Annotated in this window: 28 protein-coding genes and 1 tRNA gene; 16 read left to right on the top strand and 13 right to left on the bottom strand. The window is 38.6% G+C overall.

Translation table 11 applies throughout. The features are described 5' to 3' along the window. A partial coding sequence (locus tag ACTB1O_RS06080) for an RNA-binding protein (RefSeq protein WP_462994248.1) occupies positions 1–179 on the top strand: 179 nt, incomplete at its 5' end. A gap of 77 nt (positions 180–256) precedes the next feature. On the opposite strand, the gene ACTB1O_RS06075 is transcribed toward ACTB1O_RS06080, so the two are convergent. Beyond that, a complete protein-coding gene (locus ACTB1O_RS06075) occupies positions 257–1,516 on the bottom strand; it encodes a BaiN/RdsA family NAD(P)/FAD-dependent oxidoreductase (RefSeq protein WP_462994245.1) in 1,260 nt (419 codons plus the stop codon). 105 nt (positions 1,517–1,621) lie between these two features. Here ACTB1O_RS06075 and ACTB1O_RS06070 point away from each other — a divergent pair, with 105 nt between their 5' ends. The 6 genes from ACTB1O_RS06070 to ACTB1O_RS06045 all read left to right on the top strand — a co-directional run bounded on the left by ACTB1O_RS06070 (position 1,622) and on the right by ACTB1O_RS06045 (position 6,976). Continuing rightward, positions 1,622–2,344, top strand: coding sequence for a molybdopterin-dependent oxidoreductase (locus ACTB1O_RS06070; protein ID WP_462994247.1), 723 nt, complete (start codon positions 1,622–1,624; stop codon positions 2,342–2,344). An 18-nt stretch (positions 2,345–2,362) separates the two neighbouring features. Further along, a complete protein-coding gene (locus ACTB1O_RS06065; RefSeq protein ID WP_462994244.1) occupies positions 2,363–2,611 on the top strand; it encodes a hypothetical protein in 249 nt (82 codons plus the stop codon). Between the two features lie 71 nt (positions 2,612–2,682). Next, the gene (locus tag ACTB1O_RS06060; RefSeq protein ID WP_462994243.1) at positions 2,683–4,626 is read left to right on the top strand and encodes an agmatine deiminase family protein; all 1,944 of its coding nucleotides are present in this window, start codon (positions 2,683–2,685) and stop codon (positions 4,624–4,626) included. A gap of 58 nt (positions 4,627–4,684) precedes the next feature. Continuing rightward, a complete protein-coding gene (gene budA / locus ACTB1O_RS06055; protein WP_462994242.1) occupies positions 4,685–5,518 on the top strand; it encodes an acetolactate decarboxylase in 834 nt (277 codons plus the stop codon). 144 nt (positions 5,519–5,662) lie between these two features. Further along, positions 5,663–6,709, top strand: a complete 1,047-nt coding sequence (locus tag ACTB1O_RS06050; RefSeq protein WP_462994241.1) for a hypothetical protein — start codon at positions 5,663–5,665, stop codon at positions 6,707–6,709. A 60-nt stretch (positions 6,710–6,769) separates the two neighbouring features. Then, positions 6,770–6,976, top strand: a complete 207-nt coding sequence (locus tag ACTB1O_RS06045; RefSeq protein ID WP_462994240.1) for a DUF5683 domain-containing protein — start codon at positions 6,770–6,772, stop codon at positions 6,974–6,976. 40 nt (positions 6,977–7,016) lie between these two features. On the opposite strand, the gene ACTB1O_RS06040 is transcribed toward ACTB1O_RS06045, so the two are convergent. Beyond that, entirely contained in the window at positions 7,017–7,376 is a 360-nt protein-coding gene (locus ACTB1O_RS06040; protein WP_462994239.1) for a winged helix-turn-helix transcriptional regulator, read from the bottom strand. Positions 7,377–7,462: 86 nt separating this feature from the next. Between ACTB1O_RS06040 and hcp the strand changes: the two genes are divergently transcribed. Then, positions 7,463–9,079 carry a hydroxylamine reductase gene (gene hcp / locus ACTB1O_RS06035; protein WP_462994238.1) on the top strand — a complete coding sequence of 539 codons (1,617 nt, stop codon included), beginning with the start codon at positions 7,463–7,465 and terminating at the stop codon, positions 9,077–9,079. Positions 9,080–9,187: 108 nt separating this feature from the next. Here the strand turns inward: hcp and ACTB1O_RS06030 are convergent. Continuing rightward, positions 9,188–9,261: transfer RNA gene (locus ACTB1O_RS06030), tRNA-Lys, on the bottom strand. A gap of 106 nt (positions 9,262–9,367) precedes the next feature. Continuing rightward, positions 9,368–9,610 carry a hypothetical protein gene (locus ACTB1O_RS06025; protein ID WP_462994237.1) on the bottom strand — a complete coding sequence of 81 codons (243 nt, stop codon included), beginning with the start codon at positions 9,608–9,610 and terminating at the stop codon, positions 9,368–9,370. A 189-nt stretch (positions 9,611–9,799) separates the two neighbouring features. Between ACTB1O_RS06025 and ACTB1O_RS06020 the strand changes: the two genes are divergently transcribed. Further along, complete coding sequence (locus ACTB1O_RS06020) at positions 9,800–11,047, top strand: PAS domain S-box protein (protein WP_462994236.1); 1,248 nt, start codon at positions 9,800–9,802, stop codon at positions 11,045–11,047. Positions 11,048–11,072: 25 nt separating this feature from the next. Then, complete coding sequence (locus tag ACTB1O_RS06015) at positions 11,073–11,681, top strand: sensor histidine kinase (protein ID WP_462994235.1); 609 nt, start codon at positions 11,073–11,075, stop codon at positions 11,679–11,681. Between the two features lie 21 nt (positions 11,682–11,702). On the opposite strand, the gene ACTB1O_RS06010 is transcribed toward ACTB1O_RS06015, so the two are convergent. After that, on the bottom strand, positions 11,703–12,608 hold the full coding sequence (locus ACTB1O_RS06010; protein WP_462994234.1) for a PPK2 family polyphosphate kinase: 906 nt from the start codon (positions 12,606–12,608) through the stop codon (positions 11,703–11,705). Between the two features lie 336 nt (positions 12,609–12,944). On the opposite strand from ACTB1O_RS06010, the gene ACTB1O_RS06005 reads away from it, so the two are divergent. The 3 genes from ACTB1O_RS06005 to ACTB1O_RS05995 all read left to right on the top strand — a co-directional run bounded on the left by ACTB1O_RS06005 (position 12,945) and on the right by ACTB1O_RS05995 (position 14,738). Next, positions 12,945–13,247, top strand: coding sequence for a hypothetical protein (locus ACTB1O_RS06005; protein WP_462994233.1), 303 nt, complete (start codon positions 12,945–12,947; stop codon positions 13,245–13,247). Positions 13,248–13,439: 192 nt separating this feature from the next. Further along, positions 13,440–14,192 (top strand): rhodanese-like domain-containing protein, encoded by a 753-nt coding sequence (locus ACTB1O_RS06000; RefSeq protein WP_462994232.1) that lies wholly within the window; start codon positions 13,440–13,442, stop codon positions 14,190–14,192. Positions 14,193–14,285: 93 nt separating this feature from the next. Then, positions 14,286–14,738 carry a pyridoxamine 5'-phosphate oxidase family protein gene (locus ACTB1O_RS05995; RefSeq protein ID WP_462994231.1) on the top strand — a complete coding sequence of 151 codons (453 nt, stop codon included), beginning with the start codon at positions 14,286–14,288 and terminating at the stop codon, positions 14,736–14,738. A gap of 62 nt (positions 14,739–14,800) precedes the next feature. Here the strand turns inward: ACTB1O_RS05995 and ACTB1O_RS05990 are convergent, their stop codons facing one another. Continuing rightward, positions 14,801–15,850, bottom strand: coding sequence for a tetratricopeptide repeat protein (locus ACTB1O_RS05990; protein ID WP_462994230.1), 1,050 nt, complete (start codon positions 15,848–15,850; stop codon positions 14,801–14,803). 1,321 nt (positions 15,851–17,171) lie between these two features. Beyond that, complete coding sequence (locus tag ACTB1O_RS05985; RefSeq protein ID WP_462994229.1) at positions 17,172–17,540, bottom strand: hypothetical protein; 369 nt, start codon at positions 17,538–17,540, stop codon at positions 17,172–17,174. A gap of 112 nt (positions 17,541–17,652) precedes the next feature. On the opposite strand from ACTB1O_RS05985, the gene ACTB1O_RS05980 reads away from it, so the two are divergent. After that, complete coding sequence (locus tag ACTB1O_RS05980; protein WP_462994228.1) at positions 17,653–17,940, top strand: SemiSWEET family sugar transporter; 288 nt, start codon at positions 17,653–17,655, stop codon at positions 17,938–17,940. Positions 17,941–17,992: 52 nt separating this feature from the next. Here ACTB1O_RS05980 and ACTB1O_RS05975 read toward each other — a convergent pair whose 3' ends face one another. The 3 genes from ACTB1O_RS05975 to ACTB1O_RS05965 form a co-directional block, all read right to left on the bottom strand. Beyond that, complete coding sequence (locus ACTB1O_RS05975) at positions 17,993–18,439, bottom strand: CGGC domain-containing protein (protein WP_462994227.1); 447 nt, start codon at positions 18,437–18,439, stop codon at positions 17,993–17,995. A 207-nt stretch (positions 18,440–18,646) separates the two neighbouring features. Beyond that, entirely contained in the window at positions 18,647–19,747 is a 1,101-nt protein-coding gene (rsgA, locus tag ACTB1O_RS05970) for a ribosome small subunit-dependent GTPase A (RefSeq protein WP_462994226.1), read from the bottom strand. Positions 19,748–19,848: 101 nt separating this feature from the next. After that, positions 19,849–21,540: a PAS domain-containing sensor histidine kinase gene (locus tag ACTB1O_RS05965; RefSeq protein WP_462994225.1), complete on the bottom strand. Its 1,692-nt coding sequence runs from the start codon at positions 21,538–21,540 to the stop codon at positions 19,849–19,851. A 158-nt stretch (positions 21,541–21,698) separates the two neighbouring features. On the opposite strand from ACTB1O_RS05965, the gene ACTB1O_RS05960 reads away from it, so the two are divergent. Further along, positions 21,699–21,869, top strand: a complete 171-nt coding sequence (locus ACTB1O_RS05960; protein WP_462994224.1) for a hypothetical protein — start codon at positions 21,699–21,701, stop codon at positions 21,867–21,869. 56 nt (positions 21,870–21,925) lie between these two features. On the opposite strand, the gene ACTB1O_RS05955 is transcribed toward ACTB1O_RS05960, so the two are convergent. Beyond that, positions 21,926–22,543 carry an HD domain-containing protein gene (locus tag ACTB1O_RS05955; protein WP_462994223.1) on the bottom strand — a complete coding sequence of 206 codons (618 nt, stop codon included), beginning with the start codon at positions 22,541–22,543 and terminating at the stop codon, positions 21,926–21,928. Positions 22,544–22,737: 194 nt separating this feature from the next. Further along, positions 22,738–23,937, bottom strand: a complete 1,200-nt coding sequence (locus tag ACTB1O_RS05950; RefSeq protein WP_462994222.1) for a glycoside hydrolase family 3 protein — start codon at positions 23,935–23,937, stop codon at positions 22,738–22,740. A gap of 314 nt (positions 23,938–24,251) precedes the next feature. On the opposite strand from ACTB1O_RS05950, the gene ACTB1O_RS05945 reads away from it, so the two are divergent. Beyond that, complete coding sequence (locus tag ACTB1O_RS05945) at positions 24,252–24,416, top strand: hypothetical protein (RefSeq protein WP_462994246.1); 165 nt, start codon at positions 24,252–24,254, stop codon at positions 24,414–24,416. A gap of 111 nt (positions 24,417–24,527) precedes the next feature. Here the strand turns inward: ACTB1O_RS05945 and ACTB1O_RS05940 are convergent, their stop codons facing one another. After that, positions 24,528–25,475 carry a gasdermin gene (locus tag ACTB1O_RS05940; protein ID WP_462994221.1) on the bottom strand — a complete coding sequence of 316 codons (948 nt, stop codon included), beginning with the start codon at positions 25,473–25,475 and terminating at the stop codon, positions 24,528–24,530. Position 25,476 lies beyond the last annotated feature (1 nt).

Below are 25,476 nucleotides of genomic sequence, written 5' to 3'. Positions count from 1 at the left end.
ATGTAAAAAGCGTCAAAATTATTGAACGTAAAGGATTTGGATTTGTCGAGATGGGCACAGTCGAAGAGGCTGAAAAAGCTAAAGAAGCTCTCAACGAGACAGAATACGAAGGCCGCACAATGAGAATCGACGAGGCACAGCCGCCACGTCCAAGAAGAGAATTCAACAGCAGATACTAAGTATCTCAGATATTTTCTTTTTAATTTAATTTATTCTTAAAAAAAATCAGCAGATTTTAGTCTTTTCCGCAATAATATCAGGTTTTTGAGATTATATTTTTTGCAGCGGCGTATGCGGTAGAGAATGCCGCCTGAAGATTATATCCGCCGGTATCGCCGTCAATGTCAAGAACCTCACCCACAAAATACAGACCGGAACATAACCGGGATTCCATTGTCTTCGGATTTATTTCAGAGAGATTAACCCCGCCTCTTGTGACCATCGCTTCATTTAAACCGGATAATGAATTTACAACGAAGTTGTGCTCACATATATTTTTGATGATTTTGTTTCGTATATCTTTTGAAAGATGGGCACAGGTCAGATCATATCCGGCCTCTGATAGATCAAGAATTTTTTTTACAAAACGCTCAGGAAAATTATATCCGGAAAGAATACTCTTTACAGTTTTTATTCCACCCCCGGCAATTCTTTCTGAAAAGTCCTTTCTGAATGCTTCGGCAGTCATAACAGGTATAAAAGATATCCTCAGAGTATCCCCCGGTTTTATAAAACGCGACATGTGAAGTATTCCCGGACCGGAGAGGCCGGTGTGTGTAAGGAGGATGTCTCCGGAATTATCTCTTATTTTTTTATTGTCCCTTAAAAGTGATATTTTTGCATTCTGAAATGAAATTCCGGAGAGTTCTGTGAAGTTGTAGCCGGATATGGATACAGAAGATAATGCAGGTCCGGTTTCTGATATTTTGTGCCCGAAACCTTCTGCAATAATATATCCGTCACCTGTCGAACCTGTCGCGGGATATGTGATGCCTCCGGTTGCAATGACTAAATTTTCAGAAGAATACAAACTTTCAGGAGTATTTACAAAAAACAGACCGTCCTTAAAATATGCATCCAAAACCCCGTCTCCGCAGCGTATAAGGGCCCCGTTTTTTCTGCATTCCGATAATAAAATTTCTAAAACATCTGATGATTTTTTTGTCGCCGGAAATATCTTGTTTCCCTTTTCCAGAACTGTATCAAGTCCGCGTTCATTGAAAAAAGTTAACAGATCCTTATTTGTGAAATTGAGAAGAGACGGACGCATAAACTTCCCGTTATCACCATAGTGAGTGAGAAAACTTTTAATATCCTCGTCCTGTGTAAGATTGCACTGCGAAAGACCGGTTATTAACAGTTTTTTCCCGCATGAATTTTTCTTCTCAATTAAAAGAACTTTTTTTCCGCCGGCCGATGTATGGATAGCACAAAACAGACCTGCAGGCCCCCCTCCTGTAATAATCACATCAAATTTTTCAACGGTCTTACTCACAACAAAACATCCTGTAGTCATTCATATTTAATTCCCCGTATAAATCACATAGTAAAGTTTCACCCGGAGAAATAATCTTTATCAGAATTTTCTGTGCAGAAGCCTTTTTATATGCAGTAATTTACTATTAACAATTCAGACATCCGGGGGGATCTAATCATTATTTCAAAAAATCATCTGCGGTTATTAATTATATTTGCAATTTTTGCCGCAATTATCCTTTATGCAATTGACATCTCAGGATATTTTGGCGGGGATTATACTAACAGCGGGGAGTTAAAGGGGGTTGAAATTCAGAATTACGAAGGAGAGGACTTATCGAAAATATCAGATTTTCGGGAGAATTCGATAAAGGGCACACAGCGTATTTCTAAAGATGAATACAGGCTTAAAGTCGCAGGACTTGTTAATGAGCCTCTGGAATATACATATGATGAAGTCCTTTCCGGTTTTGAAAATTATAAAAAAGTGGTAACCTTAAACTGTGTGGAAGGCTGGGATGTTACAATTCTCTGGGAAGGATTACTTGTAAAAGATTTAATTGAGCCGTCCGGCATTCTCCCTACTGCAAATACTGTGATTTTTACGGCAAATGACGGTTATACGACATCTTTTCCTCTGGAATATGTAACAGACAGGGATATAATAATTGCACATTCCATGAACAATGTAACCATCCCTGCAGAGAGGGGATATCCCTTCATGCTCGTCGCCGAGGATAAATGGGGCTATAAATGGATTAAATGGATTACTAAGATCGAACTTTCCGATGATGAAAATTACAGGGGATACTGGGAGAAGAGAGGTTATTCCGATACCGGGGATCTGAACAAAGGTTTCTTTGATTAGATTATAACGGTGATAAAATTGAAGATGGGAATTTACAAAAAATGGACTAACAGGATTCTGTTAATCCTCACACTTCTAATCCTGCTCACAGGATTTGGCATCACATATCCGGGAATTGTTGAACCTTTAACTCTCGGGATACTTACAAAATCATTCTCCTTTAAGCTCCACACTTTTTTGTGGGGTCCGTTTTTAGTAGCGGTTTTTGTGCACATATATCTTGCAACGGGACGCCCGGAAAAAATATCATCTGAAAAACAAAAGTGACGACTAATAAAATTTATCAGAAATAAAAAAAACCAGGCAATTTTATAACATAAATCAGGCGCAAATATACTATGCAGGATATGGAGCAGCAGAAATTAAAGATAGGACTGATTCAGGCGGATGTTTCAGAGGATCTGAATTTTAATCTCAAAAATACACTATCTCTTGTAAAAAGAGCAATAGAATGTGGCGCAAAGATAATATGCCTCCAGGAACTTTTCAGACTGCCGTATTTTCCACAATATGAAGATTTGAATAGCAATAATTTTACAGAGAAAATACCGGGAGAATCGACAGATGCATTTTCAGAACTTGCAAAAGAGCATCATGTGGTAATAATTGTCCCTTTATTTGAAAAGACAGATGACGGGAAATATTACAATTCCGCTGCTCTTATAAACACAGACGGGATGATAATGCCCGCCTACCATAAAGTCCATATTCCGTACGATCCTCTCTTTTATGAAAAAGATTACTTTTATCCGGGAGACTCATACCGGGTTTATGACACCACTTTCGGAAAAATAGGCGTTTTAATCTGCTATGACCAGTGGTTTTCAGAAGCCGCAAGGGCTGTTGCCCTTAAAGGAGCCGAAATCATATTTTATCCGACTGCAATCGGAACGATAACAGGACTTGATTCCCCTGCAGAAGGGGACTGGAAGTCTGCATGGATGACTGTCCAGCGAGGGCATGCCATATCAAACAGTGTTCATGTGGCCGCCGTTAACAGGACAGGAACGGAAGGAGAACTTGAATTCTGGGGCAGTTCATTTGTATCCGACCCGTTTGGAAATATAATTGCAGAGGCAGACGCAACCGAGGAAGTTCTGATTGCAGAAATAGACCTCTCAAAAAATAAGGATATCAGGGAAGGCTGGGGATTTATGAGAAACAGAAGGCCTGATACCTACGATATTCTTACAAAGCCGGTTGACTCACAATTTTTGAGTGAGGGATATATCTGCCCCCCAAAAAAACGGCAGGACACCCCGAAAAAGATCGGCTATCATATGCCCGCCGAATGGGAGCATCATGACGCAATATGGCTTTCATGGCCGCACGATGAGGAAACATTCTTTGATCTGCCTGCGGTTTTTAAATCATATACAGAAATAATATCTGAAATTTCAGTATCTGAAAACGTAAAACTTCTTGTAAGAGACGAAGATACAAAAGAAAAAGTCTCAGAACTTCTCAAGAATTCAGGGACAGATCTAAAAAAGGTCAGTTTTTTCATACAGGAATATGCAGATGTGTGGTTTAGGGATTACGGGCCGGTTTTTGTCGTAAACCGTGAAACAGGAAGCATCGCATATGTTGACTGGATCTTTAACGCCTGGGGAAATAAGTATGAGGAGCTTTTAGAGGATACCAATATCCCGTCTGTTTTAAACAGGAGCTTAAAAATCAAAACATTCAGGCCGGGAATCGTGCTTGAGGGCGGATCAATTGATGTAAACGGATGCGGGACTCTGATTTCCACAAAACAGTGCCTTTTAAACAAAAACAGAAACCCGAATCTTTCAAAGACAGAGATAGAAGAGTATCTCAGTGAGTATCTCGGTGCAGAGAATGTAATATGGCTTGAATCAGGAATTGAGGGTGATGATACCGACGGTCATATAGATGATATCGCAAGGTTTGTAAACAAAAACACTGTAATCTGCGCACTGGAAGAGGATGAATCCTGTGAGAATTACGAAATTTTAAAAGAGAATTATGAGATTCTCAAAAATTCGAAAGATGAGAATAATAATCCCTTAAATATCATCACAGTCCCGATGCCGGGGAGATTTGATTCCGATATGCCGCTTCCGGCAAGCTACACAAACTTCTACATAGGAAACGGCGTTGTTTTAGTCCCTGTTTTCGGAACGGAAAATGATGATAAGGCACTCTCAATAATAAAAGAGGCATTTTCTGACAGAAAAGTTAAGGGAATTAACTGCCGGCAGATGGTTTACGGACTTGGAACAATTCACTGCATAAGCCAGCAGCAGCCTTCACCGTAAAAAAATCTTTTTTTCAGATTGTTTTTTTATTCTAAAAGACAATATTCCCTTACCTGCTATGTCAAAATATAAAATTTCGTTAATTTACGTCCTGATAATATCACTTCTTGTTGTTTTCGCCGGCACATCTTCCGGCTGCACTTCATCTGATAAGGCAGTCGTTTTGGATACAGACTACGAATCACAGGAGACAATCTATCAGGTGTCATCAATTAATCTTTTACTTGCCGGAGGATACGACGGTTTTGTAGAGGTTGGAGAACTTAAAAAGCACGGTGATTTGGGCCTTGGAACGGTTGATACTCTTGACGGCGAACTTGTTGTCGTTGATGGGGATTTTTACACTGTAAAGACGGACGGAATCCCTTATCTTCTGACAGATGATGATAAAATTCCTTTTGCTGACGTAACATTCTTCAATGAAGACTTCACGGTTGAGATGACTGATGTAAAAAACATATCCGAATTTGGAGACATTTTAACTGAAAATCTCCCGTCAGAGGATATATTTTATGCAGTGAAATTTGAGGGAACCTTCCCATATATAAAAACGAGATCAGTTCCAAAACAGGAAAAGCCCTACCAGAGACTGATTGAAGTTGTAAAAGACCAGTCTGTTTTTGAATATAATGATATAACCGGAACAGTTGTCGGATTCTGGTCACCGGCATTTGCAGAAGGGATGAATGTGCCCGGACTTCACATCCACTTTATCTCAGACGACAGGACAAAAGGCGGACATGTCCTTGATCTAAACATTGACAATGCAGAAGTAAGCCTTGATAAAACAACTGAATATTCGGTTATTCTTTCTGAGACAGAAATCGGGCAGACAGAAGTCACAAAGAAAACATCCGATAAAAATTCAGAATTATCTCTGATAGAGAAATAATCAAAATAAATTAATTTTTTCCGGGGATTTTTTCCTTTTTTTTCCTGATCCGGAAATATTTCAGATTCAGTTTATCTACAATTAATACAGAACAGTATATTGCCTGATGAATATAGGAAATTATGAAAAAGGTGAAAATTAATCTTGATCTCAGTTAGGATATACAGAATATATGATATCGGCATGGAAATTGACCTCGATTTGCTTGAGACGAAACTTTCACAGACCATCCCAACTACAAGAACCAGTTTTATCCGTGTCAAACCAAAATCCATAAATCTTGAGAACAAGCCGGTTTTAATCAGATATAATTCAATTAAGGCAGAGATTGACGGCAGGATCTTTGAATTTGCAGTTTCTGCCAGAATCTATGATGTAGGTGCAATAAGCATCTGTTTCATATATGAAAAAAATGACGGCACCTATTCCGAACTTGAAGAAACAGGCCTTTATTTTGCAACCAATGACCAGCTCTCAGATATTTTTTCAGGATATATTGGCAGTATAAGTGAATCGCTTGAAAAAATTCTGGTCAATATTAAATACGACCCTGACTTTTTTGAGGATTATACCATATATGTAACTGACTCAACCGAAATATCAGGCGACCCTGTAATTCTTCTGATGGGAGAGAAGGCCGAATTTTCAACCCAGATGCGTGATGAGATTACAAAAAACACGCAGAGTTATACAAAAGATGATCTTGCAATTCTTTCATGGGACTCGGCTCTTCTGTGCAGTCCGGAAAATCCTCTTGATATGATTGATTTAATCGAATTTGCAAACGTACAGGTTCACGAACTCAGATATTATGACAGAGAACTAACCCGTCAGGTGAAGAAGATGTATGATGATATTACTGTTGCAGACCGCCTTCCAAACTTCCTTAGGATGCGTAAGTACCACTCTATCATGGTGCAGTTAATGGAGACAAGCGCTGAAATATCAGAGGTTATAGAAAAAGTTCACAACCTGATTAAAATTACAGAAGATGTCTATTATGTCAGAGTGTATGAAACGACACTAAAAGTTATCAGAAGTAGTCAGTGGACAGAGAGTGTAACAAAAAAAATCGATATGATACAGGATAATTACTCTATGCTCTCTGATGAAGTCAGAATTCAGCATTCAAATTTTTTGGAATGGATAGTCATAATTCTGATTGCACTGGAACTGGTTATTCTCCTTTAAACAATTAAACAGGAATCATATCAAAAAAAAGATATACTTTATATCAAATAAAACAGGTATATGGCATCACCAGTACTGGCATTAATAATGTCATTTTTTATCCCCGGTCTCGGACAGTTGTACACAGGACAATTCTTAAAAGCTGTCGGACTGTTTATAATGGCGGTAATATTCGGAGCACTTTCAACTCTTATTATCGGAATTCCATTCTACCTGATTGTATGGATTTACAGCATGTATGACGCATATACATCTGCACAGGATTAAACCAAAAACATAATTCACTTTTTTTAAGAATTTATCCGGATTAAAGAATGCAGTCTTTGCAATTCTGTTTTCCGCATTCAATATTGTCTATCTTCCATTTGAGCGCCCAGACTTTTATATCCTTAATTATATCAATAATCTCCACTCCTGACTGTGTTAAGCGGTACTCGGTTTTGACAGGGAACGTATCAGAAATTACTGTTCTTGTAATAAGGCCCTCTTCTTCAAGCTCCTTTAATCTCGCAGAGAGAACTTTTGAGGTTATTCCTTTTAGGGAATCTTTTAGTTCGGAAAACCTCCGCATATATCCTTCTCCCTTATAAAGCTCCAGAATTATCAGAAGAGTCCATTTCCGCGTCAGATATTTTACAGTCAGATTGACAGTACAGCCTTCATACATGGTATACTTTCAGAAACTTTTTCCTATATATAACTTAGTATCAAAGATATACAGTGTATCTTAAAGAAACTAAGAGGAAAAGGAAAATGTTCTGTTATCAGTGTGAAGAGACCGCAAAAGGATGCGGATGTACGGTTAAAGGCGTATGCGGAAAGGATGAAGAGACTGCAGCGCTTCAGGATGTTCTGGTATATCTTTTAAAAGGCATATCAGTCAGAAACATAAATGCAAAGAAGACAGGAAAGGACAATAAAGAGGCAGGCAGTTTTGCAGGAGAATGCCTGTTTATAACCTTAACAAATGTGAACTTCGACAAGGAACGTCTTTACGGTCTTATTAATAAGGCAATTGAGATCAGAGATTCACTCCCGAAATCAGAAGAAAATGAGCATGACGCCTGCACATGGACACCGAAAAACCGGGAAGAAATACTGGAAAAGGCAAAATCAGTCGGCATTATGGCGACCGAAAATGAGGATGTAAGATCACTTCGTGAACTTTTAATTTACGGCTTAAAAGGTGTCGGTGCCTACTACTACCACGCAAAAACGCTTGGAAATGAGGATGCAACTATTACAGACTTCATTGAAGAGGCACTTGCATCAACGCTTAAAGACTTAAGTATTGATGATATGGTCGCAATTGTCTTAAAGTGCGGAGAAGTAGGTGTTACGACACTTGCACTCCTTGACACCGCAAACACAGGAACATACGGTAATCCGGAGATTACAGTTGTTTCAACAAAACCAAGAAACAATCCAGGAATTCTTGTAACCGGACACGACTTAAAGGATTTAAAGCAGCTTTTAGAGCAGTCAGCCGGAACAGGGGTTCATATCTACACTCACGGTGAGATGCTGCCCGCAAACGCATACCCGCAGCTCAAAAACCACACACACCTCATCGGAAACTACGGAGGCTCATGGCCTTTCCAGAAAGAGGAGTTTGAGAGTTTCAACGGCCCGGTACTTGTGACAACAAACTGCCTGGTCCCGCCAAAAGGCTCCTATAAGGACAGGGTTTATACAACAGGACCTGTAGGATTCTCAGGACTGATTCACATTGAAGAGGATGAATCAGGATTCAAAGACTTTTCAGCCATAATTAAGCACGCAAAACGCTGCAGTCCGCCTACACCCCTAAACGGGGGAAATAACACAGACCTGATAACAGGATGTGCACATGATGCAGTCCTTTCAATTGCAGGCACAGTTGTTGACGCCGTGAAGTCCGGTGCCATAAGACGATTTGTTGTAATGGCAGGCTGCGACGGCCGCCACAAAGAGAGGGATTACTATACAGAGTTTGCAAAGGCACTCCCGCAGGATGTTATTATTTTAACGGCAGGATGCGCAAAATACAGATACAACAGCCTCGGACTTGGAGATATCGGCGGAATCCCGCGTGTGATAGATGCAGGACAGTGCAATGACTGCTACTCGCTTGTTGTGATTGCAAACGCACTTGCAGAGGCATTTGAGACCGATATCAACAGTCTCCCAATCTCATATAATATCGCATGGTACGAGCAGAAAGCCGTTTTAGTGCTTCTCTCACTCCTCCATTTGGGAATTAAGAATATTACTCTCGGACCAAATCTTCCTGCGTTTGTGTCCCCCGGTGTCTTAAATGTCCTTGTTGAAAACTTTGGAATAAGGGCAAACTCAACAGTTGAAGAGGACTTAAAAATAATGGTTCCCTAAATACCATTTTTTTCTACCTCAAAGCCAAAAAAATAAAATTATCTCTGAAGAATTAATCAGCATACTTTTTTTAAGATTTTTTATCCCTATTAAAAAATGAATTAAAAACGGGCCCAAAGGGATTTGAACCCCCGACCACCTGATTAAAAGTCAGGCGCTCTGCCAAACTGAGCTATAGGCCCATGAATATATTCCGGCGCATTTTTCAAACGAATAGTATAACAAACCATTTTTAAGAGTTTGTTTTAAGATCCAACCGGAAATTACAGTTACAAGTTGCATTTCAAATTAATTAAACCTATCTAAAAGGTTTTTCAGAGATTGGAGACCATAAAGCCCATAATATTTATTCACAATTATTCCAGACAGAATATTTGAAATTTTTTTCTCTGTCTTCATAGCCTTTTTTTCCGAAACACAGAATATCAGTATCTTTTCTGAAAGTAACAAAAAAACTTTGTTTTTTTTACCAGCAGGAACATTATTAGAAATAATATTTTTTTTTGAACTTGTTTTTGAAATATAATTCATTTTCATCACCCATTTTTTAAGATAGGTATATATATTGTAATGAATAATTGAAGATTATCCAAACTGCATATCAAAAAGAATTGCGTGAATTATAAAATAAGATATTTGCCCGTTTGATCTCTGACAGAAAAATGATCAGGATAAAAACAGATTAGATCTGTTAAAAAAAATAAAGGGGGGAAATTATAAATGGAAATTTTAGATGAACAAATTTTTCTTTTGTACGTCGACAACGAACTTTCAATGCCTGATGTAACCAAAAGTTATCTGGAGCACAAAGGGAATTTTATTGTAGATACTGCAATATCAGGAAAAGAAGGGCTGCAAAAAATCAGGGATCAGAAATATGATGTAGTTGTATCCGGTTACCAGATGCCTGAAATGAATGGTCTTGAATTTTTAAAAACAGTTCGCAGTGAAGGGAACAACATTCCTTTTATATTTTTCACAGGCAGAGGCGGAGAAGAAGTTGCAATTGAGGCACTCAACGCAGGGGCTGATTATTATCTCAGGAAAGGAAAAAAGCCGAAAGACCGGTTTGGTGAACTTCAGAATTTTATCAGACAGTCTGTTGAAAGAAAACGGGCAGAAAAAGAAGCTCTTGAATCAATAAGGGAACTCACTGAATACAGGCTGACAGAAGGTCTCTATAAGACTATCTTTGAAAATACCGGAACTGCGATGGCAATTATCGAAGATGAAATCACCATCTCATATGCAAATGACAGGATGAAACAGCTCCTGGGTTATTCCGAAGACGACCCGGAATTTTTTGAAAACTGGCAGGACAGAATTGTAGAAGAAGACAGAGATAAGGTGCTTCAATACCACCGCATAAGGCGAACGAATCCGGATTCAGTGCCAAATAACTATAATTTAAGTCTGATTCACAAAAACGGGGAGTTAATAACTACTAACCTGACCACTGCAATGATTCCGGGTACAAATAAAAATATTGTCTCCTTCATAGATATCACAGAGAGGAAAAAAGCAGAACAGGCACTGGCAGAGAATGAAAAAAAGTTTCGGGAAATATTCAATTCAACAAGTGACATCATATTTTTGTCCGAGTTTAATCCACAAACAGGCCCGGGGAGATTTATTGAGGTCAACGATGCCACATGCAAAAAATTTGGATACTCTCGTGAAGAACTTCTTCAGATGTCTATTAAAGACATTCAGACTCATGAAACCAGTGATTTAGCTGAAGATATTGCAAGACAATTCGGCACTAAGGGAAGAGCAACATTTGAAGCAGGATGTATAAGAAAAGACGGTAACATTGTTTCACTTGAAAACAACTCAACCTTCTTTAAGCTAAACAACAGGCTGGTTCACCTCTCTGTCGGAAGAGACATCACAGAAAGAAAAAAGGCGGAAAAAGCACTTAAGATACTTAACAAAAAGTTAAACCTTCTCATCTGTCACAAGGCATGATATCAGCAACAGGATCGGTGTGCTCATGGGTTATGAAGAGATGTTAAAATATGCGATTGATGAGGAAACAGTCAATACTTATCTTAATCCTATAATTGAGGCAACTGACATGATTCAGAAACAGATCGCATTTACACGTACTTATCAGGTAATTGGCCAAAACAGTCCGACATGGCAGCCGGTTGGGTATATCATAAATTCAGTCATCTCAAATTTGCCTGAAAATAATATAAAATTTAAATTTGATACAGGCGGACTTGAAATTTGTGCCGACAATATGCTTGAAAAGGTATTTTATAATCTGTTTGAAAATGCCATCAGACATGGTGAGCATATAACTGATTTCAGAGTTTCCTTTTATGAAAAAGAAGAAAACGGGATTTTAGTAATTGAAGATAACGGCAAAGGTGTTCCTGATAATATGAAAAAGAAGATTTTCGAACATGGAATAGGGAATAACACAGGTCTGGGGCTGTTTCTGACAAGGGAAATTCTTGACATTACCGGAATTTGTATATCTGAGACAGGAACAGAAGGCAGGGGTGCACGATTTGAAATTGTTGTGCCAAAGGACGGATACAGATTTAAAAAAGAGAAGGATCCTGATGAAAACAATCAACCCGATAACAATTAAACATAAATCCGACATTAAGGATTATTTATCCTCACTATTCAGCTCTTTTCTTGCACGCCGGATATTTTCCAGAGCCTCATCTGAGACTTTTGGATAATCAAGTTTTAAGGCCTGTATCTTTGTAGAGATAATATCTGCAACAAGTGTTCTGGCAACCCACTTAAAGTCTGCAGGCACTACATACCACGGAGCCCATTTTGTGCTTGTTTTTTCAAGCATTTTGGCATACACATCCTGATAGTCGTCCCAGTAATGGCGCTCGGAGAGATCTGAGAGTGAGAACTTCCAGTATTTATCCTCATTTTCAAGTCGCTTAAGAAGACGTTTTTTTTGCTCGTCCTTTGAAATGTGCAGGAAAAATTTAAGGATCAGTGTCCCGTTCTGCGCAAGGTGTTTTTCGAATGCATTAATATCCTCAAAGCGGGCATTCCAAAACTTTTCATTTCGTTCTCCGGGAGGAAGTTTCATTGTATCAAGAATCTCCGGATGGACACGCACCACCAGAACATCCTCATAATATGACCTGTTAAAAAACCCTATACTCCCGCTGGGAGGTAATTTCCGACTGTATCTCCAGAGGAAATTATGATCTGCCTCTTCCGGTGTCGGCACCTTAAAGCTGCTGACATCAACACCCTGCGGGTTGACGCCCGACATAACATGCCTTATTGTTCCGTCTTTGCCGGCAGTATCCATGCCCTGCAAAATAATGAGCACCGAGTAGTTATTACTCGCCCAGAGAAGTTCCTGTGAAGATGAAAGAGCCTCACGGTTTTCTTCAAGTAATTCTTCGGCCCTTTTTTTTAAGTCTTCTTTTTTGATATCTTTGAGTTCACTGTAATGGGCCCAGCCTGTACCAAAATTTTTCAGCGAGACTTTTTTTTCAGGCACTACCAGTGTATTTTTTATTATTTTATCCTTTATCATCGTTTGTTTCTCCTTATACCCATCTAATCAGACTAAATCTCCGAAACACTACCTAAAAACCGGCTCATATTGGGGTCATAGTAAAATCCTTTCGCAGAGAACATCTCATCATGGTTACCGTTTTTCATAAAACGCCCTGATTTATAAAAAAAGGATCTGGTTTGCCCTATTATATTGACAAGGTATGAGACGTATTTAAATTAATCCCAAAAGCTGGCGATGAGATTTTTACTATCAATTAACAAACCAAGACAAAAAGCAGGATTTTTCATACCCTGACTTCACATTAATTTTTAGCAAATTATATTTCCCAACAGTGTAACATGATTCCTATCAATGAAAATTGTTGCATTACTTATTCTGGCTCTTTTAATTGCACCGGTCTCAGCATTATCACCGGATGAAATCGACACATCCGACCTGGACATGCCTGAAATAGACGATCTGGATCTTTCAGGAAATCCCATAGGAAGCCTTGATGCTCTCGAAGCCTACGTAAACCGCCTTGTTACCGCAGCAGAGGAGTTGTTAAATTTCATTGAAAGCATCTTTGAGATGCTTGGGATGGAAGAGGATGAGGATATAAAAAAACTGTTGAGTGTTCTGGATGAAGGTATGGATATGTCAGGCAGGAAATGAAAAACTTTGAATAATTATCTTTTTTAGATTGTTAATAATACAATCACTCTTCTTCACAGGGAGGTGTCACATCATCATAAATCCAGACTGCATGCACTCCTAAACATTGAAAAAAATATCCCTGCCACCGGCACAAACTTTATATCCTATATTGCACCATTCAAAACCTGTTTAACAAAAACGGGGGGAGTTATGAAAACAAAACTATTCTTAACAATTATGGTTGTTTTTTTCCTGATTCTGACGGCAGGTTGTGCTGGTCAGGAACAGACACCGGCTGCAACACCAACTGCAACACCTGTTGCAACACCGACTGAAACTATGACCAAAGATTATTCTGAGGTCAATACTGTCGAAGCAAATGAGATGATTATGGCAGGAAGTGCTGTTGTCGTCGACGTTTCTCCGATCTGGGCACAGGGACATCTGCCGGGCGCAATCAGCATACCGCTTGCAACAATCAATGACGAGATAATGTATCTGAACAAAGACAACGCTTACCTGATATACTGCCACTCGGATGCCGCAAGCATGCAGGGAGCAGAAACATTTGCTAAAAACGGATTCAGTCCGGTTTACCGTCTGATTGGTAATTATCAGGCATGGACTGATGCAGGATATACTGTCGAAAAACCGATGTATACGGACGTCTCAGTCGGAAAAGCGAAAAGTATGATGGATGAGGATTCAGGGCTTGTAGTCGTTGACGTTTCTCCGCTCTATGACGACGGCCACATCCCGGGTGCTATAAGTGTACCTCTGAGCAGCATAAGCACTCAGATAAAGACGCTTGATAAATCAGCACATTATCTGATATACTGCCATTCAGATGCCGCAAGTATTCAGGGTGCAGAGACATTTATGAACGCCGGATTCAATCCGGTTTACAGACTCGACGGCAACTATCAGGCATGGGTAGATGCATGGTATCCTGTTGAAAAATGAAACTTTTACCTTTTTTTTCATGATTTGAAATTTCAAAATTCATAAACAAAATTATTATCCACGGGTCCCCATAGAAAATGACAGGAGCATCATATGGGAGATATTGTAACCGATAAAAAAGTAATTGAAGAGCTCCTCAGAGATTCACTATATCTGAGGCTGGGACTCTGCGATGAGGGTAAACCGTATATTGTCCCGATGACATTCGGATATGAAGACAGAGTCATATATCTTCACAGCTCAAAAAAAGGCAAAAAAATCGATATCCTGAATAAAAACAAAAATGTCTGTTTTGAAGTCGATAAAATGTATGAGATGCTCCCGTCCAAAAATCCCTGTTCGTATGACATGAAATACCAAAGTGTTGTGGGATTCGGAAAAACAAAAATTCTGGAAGATGAGACTGAAAAAAAGGCAGGCCTTAAAGTTATAATTGACCGCTATCACAATGAAGAATATAATAGTGATAAAATGAATGTCAAAGGTCTGGCTGTTATACGGATTGATATTGAGGAGATGCAGGGCAGAGAGAATAATATGAAATAAAAACCGATTACTAAAAAATTTGATTTAAATGTTTAATTTGCCGCAATACACAGTAAAAAAAGTTAATTTTTATTCTGATTTAAGCTTTTCAGGTGCTCTTTTGCAGGTTCATAATCACTGTTGTATTCAAGTGATTTTTCAAATGCAGCGACTGCATCATCTGTCTGTCCCGTACCGGACAATGCCACACCATAAACATCCATATACTTCTCCGGAGTTAAAAGCAGGTCATTACAATAATCATCCAGTTTGTCAGTATCAACGCGTTTTAGTATCTCTACAGATTCATCAAATCTTCCAAGGTTGTTTAAGGCGACTGCCCTGACAATACCGTCATACATAAGGGATATTTCATCCCATTCAAATGATTCGTCTGAATTTAAGGCCTGCCTGCTCAGTTCAATGTTTTCAAGTGCCTCTTTGGAATTTCCCATCTCGGCCAGTGCAAAGGCTTTGAAGAGAAGGAGTTCTCCCTTCCCCCAGTTATCCGGATTATAATTTTTAACAGCCCGGTCTGTTACTTCAACAGCATAAGTGTAGTTTCCGGCCAGAATTGCATAAAAACCTGTATTTAAGGAATACAGTGGCGTGGGATTTAATTCGGAAGCTTTTTTAAACGCTTCAAAAGGCCCGTTTAAATCCATATCAGTGTTGTTTCTATAAAGCCTGTCAAGTGCAACACCAAGATAGTTCCAGGCAACATCATCTTTCGGGTCTGCTTCTATGGCCTTTTGTGCGGCAGAATAAGAAAGTTCAAAGTCCTCAACCGGTTCATCAAAAAATACCAGGATTACAGATCTCCAGTCTTCTGAACTGACATTTTCACATTCCAATGACCTGTTAAAGGCGGTGTAGGATGCTTCATTATCAGTCGATGATTCATTCCATAATGCCTTTCCAAGACCTGCCCATGCAAGCGGGGAATTTTGTCCGGAGCTATAGCCAAGGGCACGTGTAAACAGATCCTCTGCCATCTCATTGTTTCCGCTGTCAAGTGCAATGTACCCTGCATCGATTAAATCATCAACTGAAGGGGATGCTGACGCCGGGGTTAAAAGAAGCAGGAAAGCAATTAAAAGCGATAAACCAGCCACAAATAAACCATTTTTCATGACTTAATTTAGGATTAAATTCTATTTATAGCAGACCTAAATGAAAGTGTCAGGTTTCAAAGGTGCAAGGACTTCGTCCTCATAACAGTTTGTAACTGAAGTCGGCCATCGGAAAAATATCTACAGAAAATACTAATTTCATGCCTGTTTATTCGGGATATCACAATTTAGATATGATTAAACCAAAAATCTACATTTTTTTAAAATCATCGTGACAACAAAAAATAATCCAAAACCAAAGAAAAATCCAAAGTAATGGGCCAATACATTAGTGATCATTCCATTTGACAAAAAATTGTTTGGAAGAATAAAAGGAAGGATGAATAAATAAATTAGCGAAATGACGGATGTCAAACACCAATAATTATTCCAGAATTGTGATTTGTTGCGAAAATTTTTGAAAAATAATGTAACATGAGATTTTAATTTTATTATAGTTTCACGGGAATGCCAGATAAGATAAACTAAGAAAATTGACAATGTAAGAATTGAAAGCCAAATTGTGGATGAAAACGAATTCCACCACATAATAATAATTAGAAAATTTACAAACAGAAAAACCCACATAAGATCAAAATTGTATTCCTTTTTCTCTCTCAAATATGAAAAAAAGGTTACAAAATAATATCCTATAAAACCGGATAAAATTCCTGAAAATCCTAATATATTAGGGATATAGATTAATCCAGAGAAATAAGCAGAAAGTATCATTACTCCAGATATCTCAAATATGAAATAAAATAACAACAAAAAAGCGGATATAGACCATAATCTGACTTTTTTTGTTTCGTAATTAAATAGTAAAAAAATTACCAGAAAATAGAATATTAAATTCCCCAGATAATGGTCAAAAGCCATATGAGTCCAGGAATACAGAAAACAATTCGGTAATATGAAATTATAGTTAGGAAGAATGAAAAAATTAACTTTCATTTCATAAGGCAATATGAAAATTAACGTTAATATAAACGGAATTAAAAAGAAATATACAATATACTCTAATTTTGAGTGATTGAAAAGAAGAGGATTTGATTCATATATCTTGTTTTTTAATTCTTCCACACTTCTTCTTATTATTCAACATACAAAAAATACTTTCACCCCGAGGGTAATTCTATTAGAAAAAAAGTTATACGTATCATAAATCTCATTCAAAAAGTCCGGCCTTAAAGTGATAATTTACCGTTATCACTAGAGCAAATATAACATTGATAAAACGAATGTCAAAGTTATCCGTTATTCGTATTGACATTAAGAATATACAGGAAAGAATGAATGGGATGAATTATGAAGAATATACTCCCAGATCCAGATTTGTTTTTTAAAGTGCTGATTTAATCTCATTAAATTTTTTAAATTGATTATAAATTATGATCGTGTATGTAAATATTGCAATTGTTACAACCACTATTGCAATTCCCCGATATATATTTTCATTTTTGAAATAAAAGTCTATTAAAGATGTAAGTGTCATTAAAGCAACTAAACCAGATAAAGCAATAGCAGCATAATTCATTTTTAGCATTACATTGGATAATTTATTTTGTGATTCGATAAAATTTAGTAAGATAGAAATTTTTGCATTTTCTGGATTTTCTTGGAGAAATTGAGAAAATTTTTCATTTTCAGATATTTTAGAATGAGTCTCAATAATTTCATCATATAATTGAATAATATTCTCATTTTCCATAACATCCAAACAACGTCAAATATAATAATGATATTTATTACTTTGAATTTCTAAAAATATTCTAAAAGTGAATATCGAAAACCGTGATTTAAAAGATCAATCAAGACACAATATGTTTATAATAAATTCAAAAAGATCTGATGATATGGATATTATTCATGTAACAGGTTTATTTGCAGGAGCACTGACAACGATCTCCTTCTTACCACAGGTAATACGCTGCTGGAAATTAAAGGAAACCAGAGATTTTTCATATCTTATGTTGATTCTTTTTTGTGCAGGGATTTTTCTCTGGATTTTGTACGGGTTTGGCATCAGCTCGATTCCGATTATAGCTGCAAATGTTGTAACAATCACTCTTATCCTGACCCTAATCGCTCTGAAAATAAAATACGGATGATAAAAAAAACGAAAAGCAGGCTGTGGAACTATACAGTCCGGTTCAAAAAGCCCTAATCGTATGCTTTTCTGGTCTCTTCATCAGAAAGTGTTGGTGCGATAAGGTTTTTCCAAAGCTTTGAATCCCAGGTTTTCAGATTATTGTGTATCCTGTAATACTTCTCCGGAATCGGATGAGTCCCGACAACGACATCCATACCATATTTTTCCCTGATAAATTCGGTGAAATATTTTATCCTCGGGCATGGCGGATATCCCACAACCATTCCGGTCGCAAGATGAATAACCTCAACGCCGTTTTTCTTCATCTCCTCAGGTGCATATTCAATATTTCCGCCAGGACATCCTCCGCAGGTTGCATAGCCTGCAATCTCCACATCCTCCCCCTCATATATGGAGAACGCCCCCTCACGATTGTGAAGTGAACGGAGGCACTTTCCACCCGCACAGGTCCGGTAGCGGTCACAGATGATAATTCCGATCTTTTTTGTACCTGTCATATAATAGTCTCTTTAAGCCGCATTCAACAATATATTGTCGGTGATCCCAAATATATTCAAAAATACTTTTACAGAACAAAATCCAAAATGCTAAGAGAGGGATTAAAACCCCACGAACACCTGCGTGAATGGTGCATGAATCCACAACTATTATCCCGACTATTCTTCCTGACAGCAGTCAGATATGTGCATAAATAATAAAAACCGTTATGAAAACCGATCCTTCGATTTTTTTATATCCCGTGCCTGAATTTTTATCGATTTCCACTTATTACGTTCCAGCCGGGCAAGTCCGATATCATTTTTTTCCTGCTCAAAGGTGACCTCTTTTCTAAGCCGCAGGTAGTTTTCAAAACGGGCCTCGGAAAGATTTCCGTTCTCAACTGCAAAGCGTACGGCACATCCCGGCTCATTCTCATGCCGGCAGTCTGAAAACCGGCAGTCTTTTGCGAGTTCTTCTATATCCGCAAAAGTTTCGCTGATACCAAAGCCTGCTGTTCCAATCCCGACTTCTCTTAAACCCGGATTATCAATGACTATTGCACCGTTGTTTAATATGAAGAGCTGGCGGACAGTTGTCTTATGATGCCCTTTTTCGTCCGATTTACGGACCTCGCACGTATCCTGAACAGCATCCTGTAACAGTGCGTTGATGAGCGTTGATTTCCCGACACCTGATGATCCGATGAGTGCAACTGTTGCGCCGGCCGGGAGATACGGGTCGAGGAGGGAGAGACCTGTGTTGTTTAAGGCACTTATAGTTATAACCGGAACTCCGGCAGTAGACGGTGAAATTTTTGAAACCAGTTCATCAGGCGTATCAGTCAGATCGCATTTATTGATAATAATTACAGGTTTTGCTCCGGATGCATGAACAAGGGAAAGATAGCGTTCAAGACGGCGGGGATTCAAATCCCTGCCTGCCGCTGTGACAATAAAAACCGTGTCAATATTGGCAGCAATTACCTGATTCTCCCCGTCTTTTCCGGGAACACCACGGGTAAATTCCGTTTTCCGGGGCAGGATATTAACAATTGTTGTGACTCCGGCTTCAGGCTGTGAAAGCAAAACAACAAAATCACCAACAGCAGGACTTCGGCCGGCTTTGCGCAGAGCTCCTGAGATACCTGCTTTAACACAATCACCTTCAGTTAAGACTTCATAATGTGTCCGCTGCCGGCATGAAACCCTTCCTGGGATATATTGCGAGGAATAGGGAGTAAATGCAGAATCAAACTCATCATTCCATCCAAGAGCTTTAAGAGTTATATTTTTATTCACTCCGGCGCAAAAATCAGAGTTTTTCATAATCTGAAAAGAAAATATGAATTTAATTATCAAATATTCTTGTGGTTGAAAAAGTATTATGAGCTTTATTCAGACAAAAAGAGGAGCAAAGAGTCAGGTTATCAGGTTGAATCGTCTGAATTCACTTTTCTGTATGAACCTTTTGGAACAGTCATCTCAAACCGTGCTCCCTTTCCTGCTTCACCGTTTTCTGTGATGCCAATGCCGGTAATTGCAAGAATCTCCCTTGAGAGAAATAGTCCAAGACCCGTGTTGTTTCCAAAACCGCGTGTGAAAAGCCGCTTTTTGAAATCTTCAGGAACACCTGCGCCGTCATCAGCAAATACGACAGATAATCCATCCTCCTTCTCTTTGCAGGAGACAGAGATTGCCTTAAACGGAGGTGCATACCTGAATGCATTATCAAAGAAATTATAGAATACTCTCTCAAGGAGGGGATCTGCAAAAATCTCAATATTCTTACATTCAATATTCAGGGTCACATCACCCATTCTAAATTCCGAACCGGCTTTCCGTATGGTATCACAGACATTATGCCAGGTTGCTGCATTTACACCAATCATTTCGTATTCACGGGTAAATTCAATATGGTGCCTGATTTTCTTTGTGCTCTCATCCATTTTACACAGGTAATCCTTAAGTTTCGGATTTGGCGATTCATCAAGGGAAAGATCAAGGTAGCCTGTAAGAACTGTAACCGCATTGAGAATATCATGACGGGTGATGCTTGATAGCAGGTTTAATTTCCTGTTTGCCTGATAAAGCGCTTCCTCCATCTGCTTTCGGGCAGTTATATCCCGCATAACACAGATAATATGAGGTATGCCCTGCAGGGTGATGATTCTGGCAGACAGAATAATGGTTATATCTCTGTTGTCTTTTCGGTGCAGCACGGATTCTAAATTTTCACAATACCCTTTCTTTAGAATTTCATCACGAATATCCTGCAGATCATCGGGATTTTTCCACAGGTTGAGATTCAGGCATAATGATCCTATAGCATCATCACGGGAAAAACCGGTTAAATGCGTAAAACCCTCATTAATATCAGTTATAACCCTATTGTCAATACGCAAAATAAGAATGCCGTCAGGGCTTGTATGAAAGAAAAGTTCAAAGTGCTCTTTTGCTTCAATAACATCCGCATTCAGCCGCTGATTAACCATGATTATGAGGCCAATAGTCAATAAGAATCCGCCTGCAAAGTAAAACATGAATGTTGCAGTCTGTATAAGTGTCGTATTAAAAAAGCTGCTGACAGGCAAAATCATTAGGACATAACCTGCACGGACCAAAAGGAAGCACGCCAGAAAAATTTCGACGCCTGCGATAAAGCGTGCAGAGCCGGTTATTGAACGCGGCATCTTCCCTAAAAGCACTGATCCGGTCAGGATAAGGAAAAAAGCATGGAATAATGACTCAACTGCTGTTCGAACAGTGATATCATCGCTTACGTAGGTGAAATAAAGATACAATGCAGTAAATAGCACAAAAACAGAGACAATAAGTCCGGTGTTCTCCTTCTTATCTAAAAAACGCAGGATTCCAGTATAAATGAAAATAGAGCCCAATACAATCAGGGCATTTGCAAGGATTATTGTTAAGAAGGCAACAGGTATTATATCCCGCATAAGAAGTAAGAAAATACCAATTGCCGGCATGGCACTTCCCAGGACCCACCATCCAATTCCACGGTATTTTTTACTGCTCGTATAGAGAAAAGCAATTGCAAATGCCTGCATGACACTTGCAATAACAACCAGCAGAGCAAAAGTGCGAAGATCAATATCCATTCATTTCACCAAAGGAATTTTTCATTATAAAGCATAACAGGATGAACAATAGCCAAAAGACCGGGAGTTCCCCCTGATGCAATTAGGATTATATTTTTATATAGCGTCATCAGCAAAAAAAAGGATTGTCTCAAATAAACAAATTAATTTTTAGAAAAATGCGAGCGTTAGGGAGTCTAATCCGCGAACAACTGCGTGAGTGGATCTCGCAAACCTCTTCATTGCCGGTCGTTCTTGCAACTGATGTATACGTGCCTGCGAAGAGCGGAGACATCGCAACAAGACTGAGTGTATCCAAAATAAGGTCCTTAGAAGAATTAGGATACTGAAAAAGCCCGGGCCCTGCCAGGAAAAAAAGGTTCAGGATCACATACCAACTATACAATCAGGAAGTAAATGGATCCCACAGATAAACATCCCCGCTATTTACGGTCTCATCTTCCAGTGCGTCAACAAAGCGTTGCGGCAGGGCATGCCTTTCTTCGGCCATCTCATTTGCAGTGCCTGTGTACATCAGTTCTCTTAGTTTTAGCAGTTTTTCATGGATATGAGTAGTAGCACCTTCAATACCATCCCCGTGTTCTCCTGCCTGCATAAAAGTCCGTGCAATCCCTATCGCCCCCATGGCATCGAGTTTGTCGGCGTCACAGAGAATCTTTGCCTCAGGAGTTTCAGGTTTAGTGCCTGTACTGTAACGATGTGAGCGTATTGCATGAATGATTGCCCGGATGCGATCTTCATTGCACCCATTTGATCTGAGATATTCCTCTGCAATCCGTGCTCCTTCCTGTTCGTGCGGAATTCCGGTTTCCTTTTCCAGCGGACGGGCAACATCGTGAAAGAGAGCAGCAGGAATGAGGATCTGCATATCTGCACCTTCTGTTTTTCCTATTTCTACGCAGAGGCGGGTGACACGAAGTGTGTGATCAAGACCATGTGATCCTGACTGTCTGAAGAAAGTTTCAACAAAGACCAGTATCCTCTCAATCTCAGTGTTTTCCATGTTAAGAGAGGTTGGCGTTTAGCAGAAATAAGGGGTTTGTCATATGCAGACCCTGTTGCAGGGACTAATGCACTCAAAAGGGAATGATAGTTATCATTCTACAATAATCTCCTCTGCAAAACGATCTCCCAAAACCACACCTTTTCAAATCTTAAGTTAGAAAAATGTATACGAGACATATGGAAAAGACCATACTATTCGCACATTATGTACTTCATCTTTAGCCGGATTATTCTATCATAAGACTCGTTTATCCTCTCCTCCGGGATCTCACCTTCCTGTATAAGCTCCTTTATCAGTCCTGTCGCATTCTCTGCAATCCTTTCATCATAGACGATATTGTTCGCAAAGAGAATTATATCGCAGCCGGCATTTATTGAAAGATTTAAGGCTTCCTTTATTCCGTAATTATTGGCAATTGCACCCATATCCATCGCATCGGTAATTACAACACCTTCATAACCCAGCCTGTTTCTGAGAATACCAGTTATGGTTTTTTCCGAGAGGGTTGCAGGATAATCGGGATCAAGGTTTTGGTTATAGATATGTGCGGTCATTACCATATCCGCAATACCCTCATCTGTCAGGATTTGATACGGTATTAACTCCTCCTCGCTCCATGTACCCGTCACATCGGTAAAACCCGCATGGGAATCTGCCATCGCACTACCATGACCAGGGAAATGCTTTATCGCCGTGATTATACCTCCTTTTTGGTGTTCATCAATAATCCATCCTGCATTGCGTGCTACGACATCCGGGTCTTTTGAAAAGCTTCTGTTAAGCTTTCCTATTGCCGGAGAATTTGGATTAACCATCAAATCAACAACAGGAGCAAAATTCATATTGAACCCAGCATCTTTTACGGTGTTTGCAAGAATGCTTCCGGCACCACGCGTTATAGTCTCATTGTCCATGCTGCCAAGATACCCGGCGGAGGAAACTGCCAAAAATCCATAACTTTCCTTGAGACGGCATATTTTACCGCCTTCCTGGTCAACAGAAACAAAGAGAGGAATTTCTCCTGCATAGCCCTGAAGCTGGCTGTTTAGTAAAAGAACCTGTTCAGGGGATTTGATATTTCTTTCACTGCTGTTTAGGGCCACATCGCGATCGAATAAGATTACTCCGCCGATTCTTCCATCTCTGATATCATCGGCAATCTGTGAGTCATTATCTGCGGTAAATCCCCGGAAGCCTACCATAATCATCTGGCCTATTTTTTCATCCAATGTTGCATCAGGGATCATGCACTCGTTTTTGGATTCATAAGCCACCAAATCATCAGGTGTTTTGGTTTGTCCGTTATACTGGAAGTCCCCGGTACAGCCGGCTGCCAGAATACATGCAAAAAAGCATAATAAAACAGATATTGAAAATAGCTCCCCTTTCATTTAATCACCAATGTTTGATATTGGATGTATCACAGGAGATGAGATAAAGTTTACAATTTAATTTTTTGATATCAGGTTTAACAGAGACATAATTCAGAAGATAACTCTAACCATTCAAAAATGCGAGGGGAGGGAGTCGAACCCGCGAACACCTGCGTGAGTGGATCTTGAGTCCACCGCCGTTGTTCTTTCAGGCAATTTGACTGACATTCCTATATATTCAGGATAATTCATATTTTTTAAAATTTTCATGAAAATAATTATTTTCATGTTACTTATGTAATCTTACGCAATAATTTGTCATATAAAACACTATATTAGAATCATTAATTGTATTCTGCCCAATTGAAAAAAAAGGAGAAAAGTCCATACTTGGAATTAAGCGCCAATATATAATGTCAGAGGATAATAAACCCTTCAGTGTAATAATTGACATTACAACATTTAAAAAGATAGAATCTGTTATTGAAGATTACTGACTTTCAAAATATATCACGGAAGCAGATGATGAAGAGCCATTAAATCATCCTGATGTTCTCAAATACTACAAAGAACTAAAGGAATCCGCCTGAAATGGAATGAAAAAACAATTATTGAATTGTAATATTATCCTCAGGTATTAACCAATTCACCACATATTTTGGTTTTTCAACAAACGGTTTATGAGGATATGAATTGGTTAAATCTCTAATATTAACCTTAACATCACTAGAAGATTCAAAATAATTTTCATCACTTTCTTCAATAAAATCATTTTCTTTCTGCGAATTCTCTATAAATCCACCACCAAAAGAAGGATCAGCAGAAAGCATAACGCGCGCTTTCACAGAACCCGAATCAACTAATTTATACCTGGAATATTTTCCATCTTTATAGAACAGTCTAGCAGCTTTTAAACAAAAAGCAAAATTTCTTTCTTTATTTTCAATAAAAATTTTCCCAGATTCTTTAGATTCCAAAGAAAATTCAACATCAGCATTAGATAATCCCTTCATCAACGGTTTTTCGATATCTATTGAGAAACCTTTCTCATCATAAGCATCTATTGAAATAGCGTTACTATATAATACAGAAGTTATAATACAGACCCTGTCTTTTTCTAAATCAATTTTTAAAGTCGGAGCAGGAATTATCGAATCGGAACAATTTAAATACTGATCTAAAGGATACAATTCTACTTCATTTCCAAAGACATTCTTGAAAGAGTAATTTATTTTAGCAATTTTCTTGAATGAACTTTCAATGTTTGTATTTGGAAGTCCCATGAGGTTTAATAATTGTTTAAAAAATGATATTCCAAACCCCACCTTAACATTACTATCGATTTCCCCACTCATATGGGGTATGTAAAATGTTTTAAGAGGAGGTAAATTACACTCATTTTTTTTCCTAAAAATTGATTTCAATTCTGTTGAAATATAGTCATAACTATTCCAATCCTTTACCAAGATTTCTAGAGGATTTAATCCCGTACGAGGAACTTTTACACCAAGATATCTTTGCCCTTTTAATTGTTTCATTAATGGATCATCAACCATC

It is taken from the genome of Methanomicrobium sp., from assembly GCF_055145805.1.
Note: the sequence above shows the minus strand (reverse complement) of the source record. Positions and strands in the feature narration are given on the sequence as shown.

Excerpts from the sequence above, each read along its gene's own strand:
- ACTB1O_RS06075 (WP_462994245.1), bottom strand. The coding sequence starts at position 1,516 with ATGACTACAGGATGTTTTGTTGTGAGTAAGACCGTTGAAAAATTTGAT.
- ACTB1O_RS06060 (WP_462994243.1), top strand. The coding sequence starts at position 2,683 with ATGCAGGATATGGAGCAGCAGAAATTAAAGATAGGACTGATTCAGGCG.
- budA (WP_462994242.1), top strand. The coding sequence starts at position 4,685 with ATGTCAAAATATAAAATTTCGTTAATTTACGTCCTGATAATATCACTT.
- ACTB1O_RS06045 (WP_462994240.1), top strand. The coding sequence starts at position 6,770 with ATGGCATCACCAGTACTGGCATTAATAATGTCATTTTTTATCCCCGGT.
- ACTB1O_RS06040 (WP_462994239.1), bottom strand. The coding sequence starts at position 7,376 with ATGTATGAAGGCTGTACTGTCAATCTGACTGTAAAATATCTGACGCGG.
- hcp (WP_462994238.1), top strand. The coding sequence starts at position 7,463 with ATGTTCTGTTATCAGTGTGAAGAGACCGCAAAAGGATGCGGATGTACG.
- ACTB1O_RS06025 (WP_462994237.1), bottom strand. The coding sequence starts at position 9,610 with ATGAATTATATTTCAAAAACAAGTTCAAAAAAAAATATTATTTCTAAT.
- ACTB1O_RS06020 (WP_462994236.1), top strand. The coding sequence starts at position 9,800 with ATGGAAATTTTAGATGAACAAATTTTTCTTTTGTACGTCGACAACGAA.
- ACTB1O_RS06015 (WP_462994235.1), top strand. The coding sequence starts at position 11,073 with ATGGGTTATGAAGAGATGTTAAAATATGCGATTGATGAGGAAACAGTC.
- ACTB1O_RS06010 (WP_462994234.1), bottom strand. The coding sequence starts at position 12,608 with ATGATAAAGGATAAAATAATAAAAAATACACTGGTAGTGCCTGAAAAA.
- ACTB1O_RS06005 (WP_462994233.1), top strand. The coding sequence starts at position 12,945 with ATGAAAATTGTTGCATTACTTATTCTGGCTCTTTTAATTGCACCGGTC.
- ACTB1O_RS06000 (WP_462994232.1), top strand. The coding sequence starts at position 13,440 with ATGAAAACAAAACTATTCTTAACAATTATGGTTGTTTTTTTCCTGATT.
- ACTB1O_RS05995 (WP_462994231.1), top strand. The coding sequence starts at position 14,286 with ATGGGAGATATTGTAACCGATAAAAAAGTAATTGAAGAGCTCCTCAGA.
- ACTB1O_RS05990 (WP_462994230.1), bottom strand. The coding sequence starts at position 15,850 with ATGAAAAATGGTTTATTTGTGGCTGGTTTATCGCTTTTAATTGCTTTC.
- ACTB1O_RS05985 (WP_462994229.1), bottom strand. The coding sequence starts at position 17,540 with ATGGAAAATGAGAATATTATTCAATTATATGATGAAATTATTGAGACT.
- ACTB1O_RS05980 (WP_462994228.1), top strand. The coding sequence starts at position 17,653 with ATGTTTATAATAAATTCAAAAAGATCTGATGATATGGATATTATTCAT.
- ACTB1O_RS05975 (WP_462994227.1), bottom strand. The coding sequence starts at position 18,439 with ATGACAGGTACAAAAAAGATCGGAATTATCATCTGTGACCGCTACCGG.
- rsgA (WP_462994226.1), bottom strand. The coding sequence starts at position 19,747 with ATGAAAAACTCTGATTTTTGCGCCGGAGTGAATAAAAATATAACTCTT.
- ACTB1O_RS05965 (WP_462994225.1), bottom strand. The coding sequence starts at position 21,540 with ATGGATATTGATCTTCGCACTTTTGCTCTGCTGGTTGTTATTGCAAGT.
- ACTB1O_RS05960 (WP_462994224.1), top strand. The coding sequence starts at position 21,699 with ATGCGAGCGTTAGGGAGTCTAATCCGCGAACAACTGCGTGAGTGGATC.
- ACTB1O_RS05955 (WP_462994223.1), bottom strand. The coding sequence starts at position 22,543 with ATGGAAAACACTGAGATTGAGAGGATACTGGTCTTTGTTGAAACTTTC.
- ACTB1O_RS05950 (WP_462994222.1), bottom strand. The coding sequence starts at position 23,937 with ATGAAAGGGGAGCTATTTTCAATATCTGTTTTATTATGCTTTTTTGCA.
- ACTB1O_RS05940 (WP_462994221.1), bottom strand. The coding sequence starts at position 25,475 with ATGGTTGATGATCCATTAATGAAACAATTAAAAGGGCAAAGATATCTT.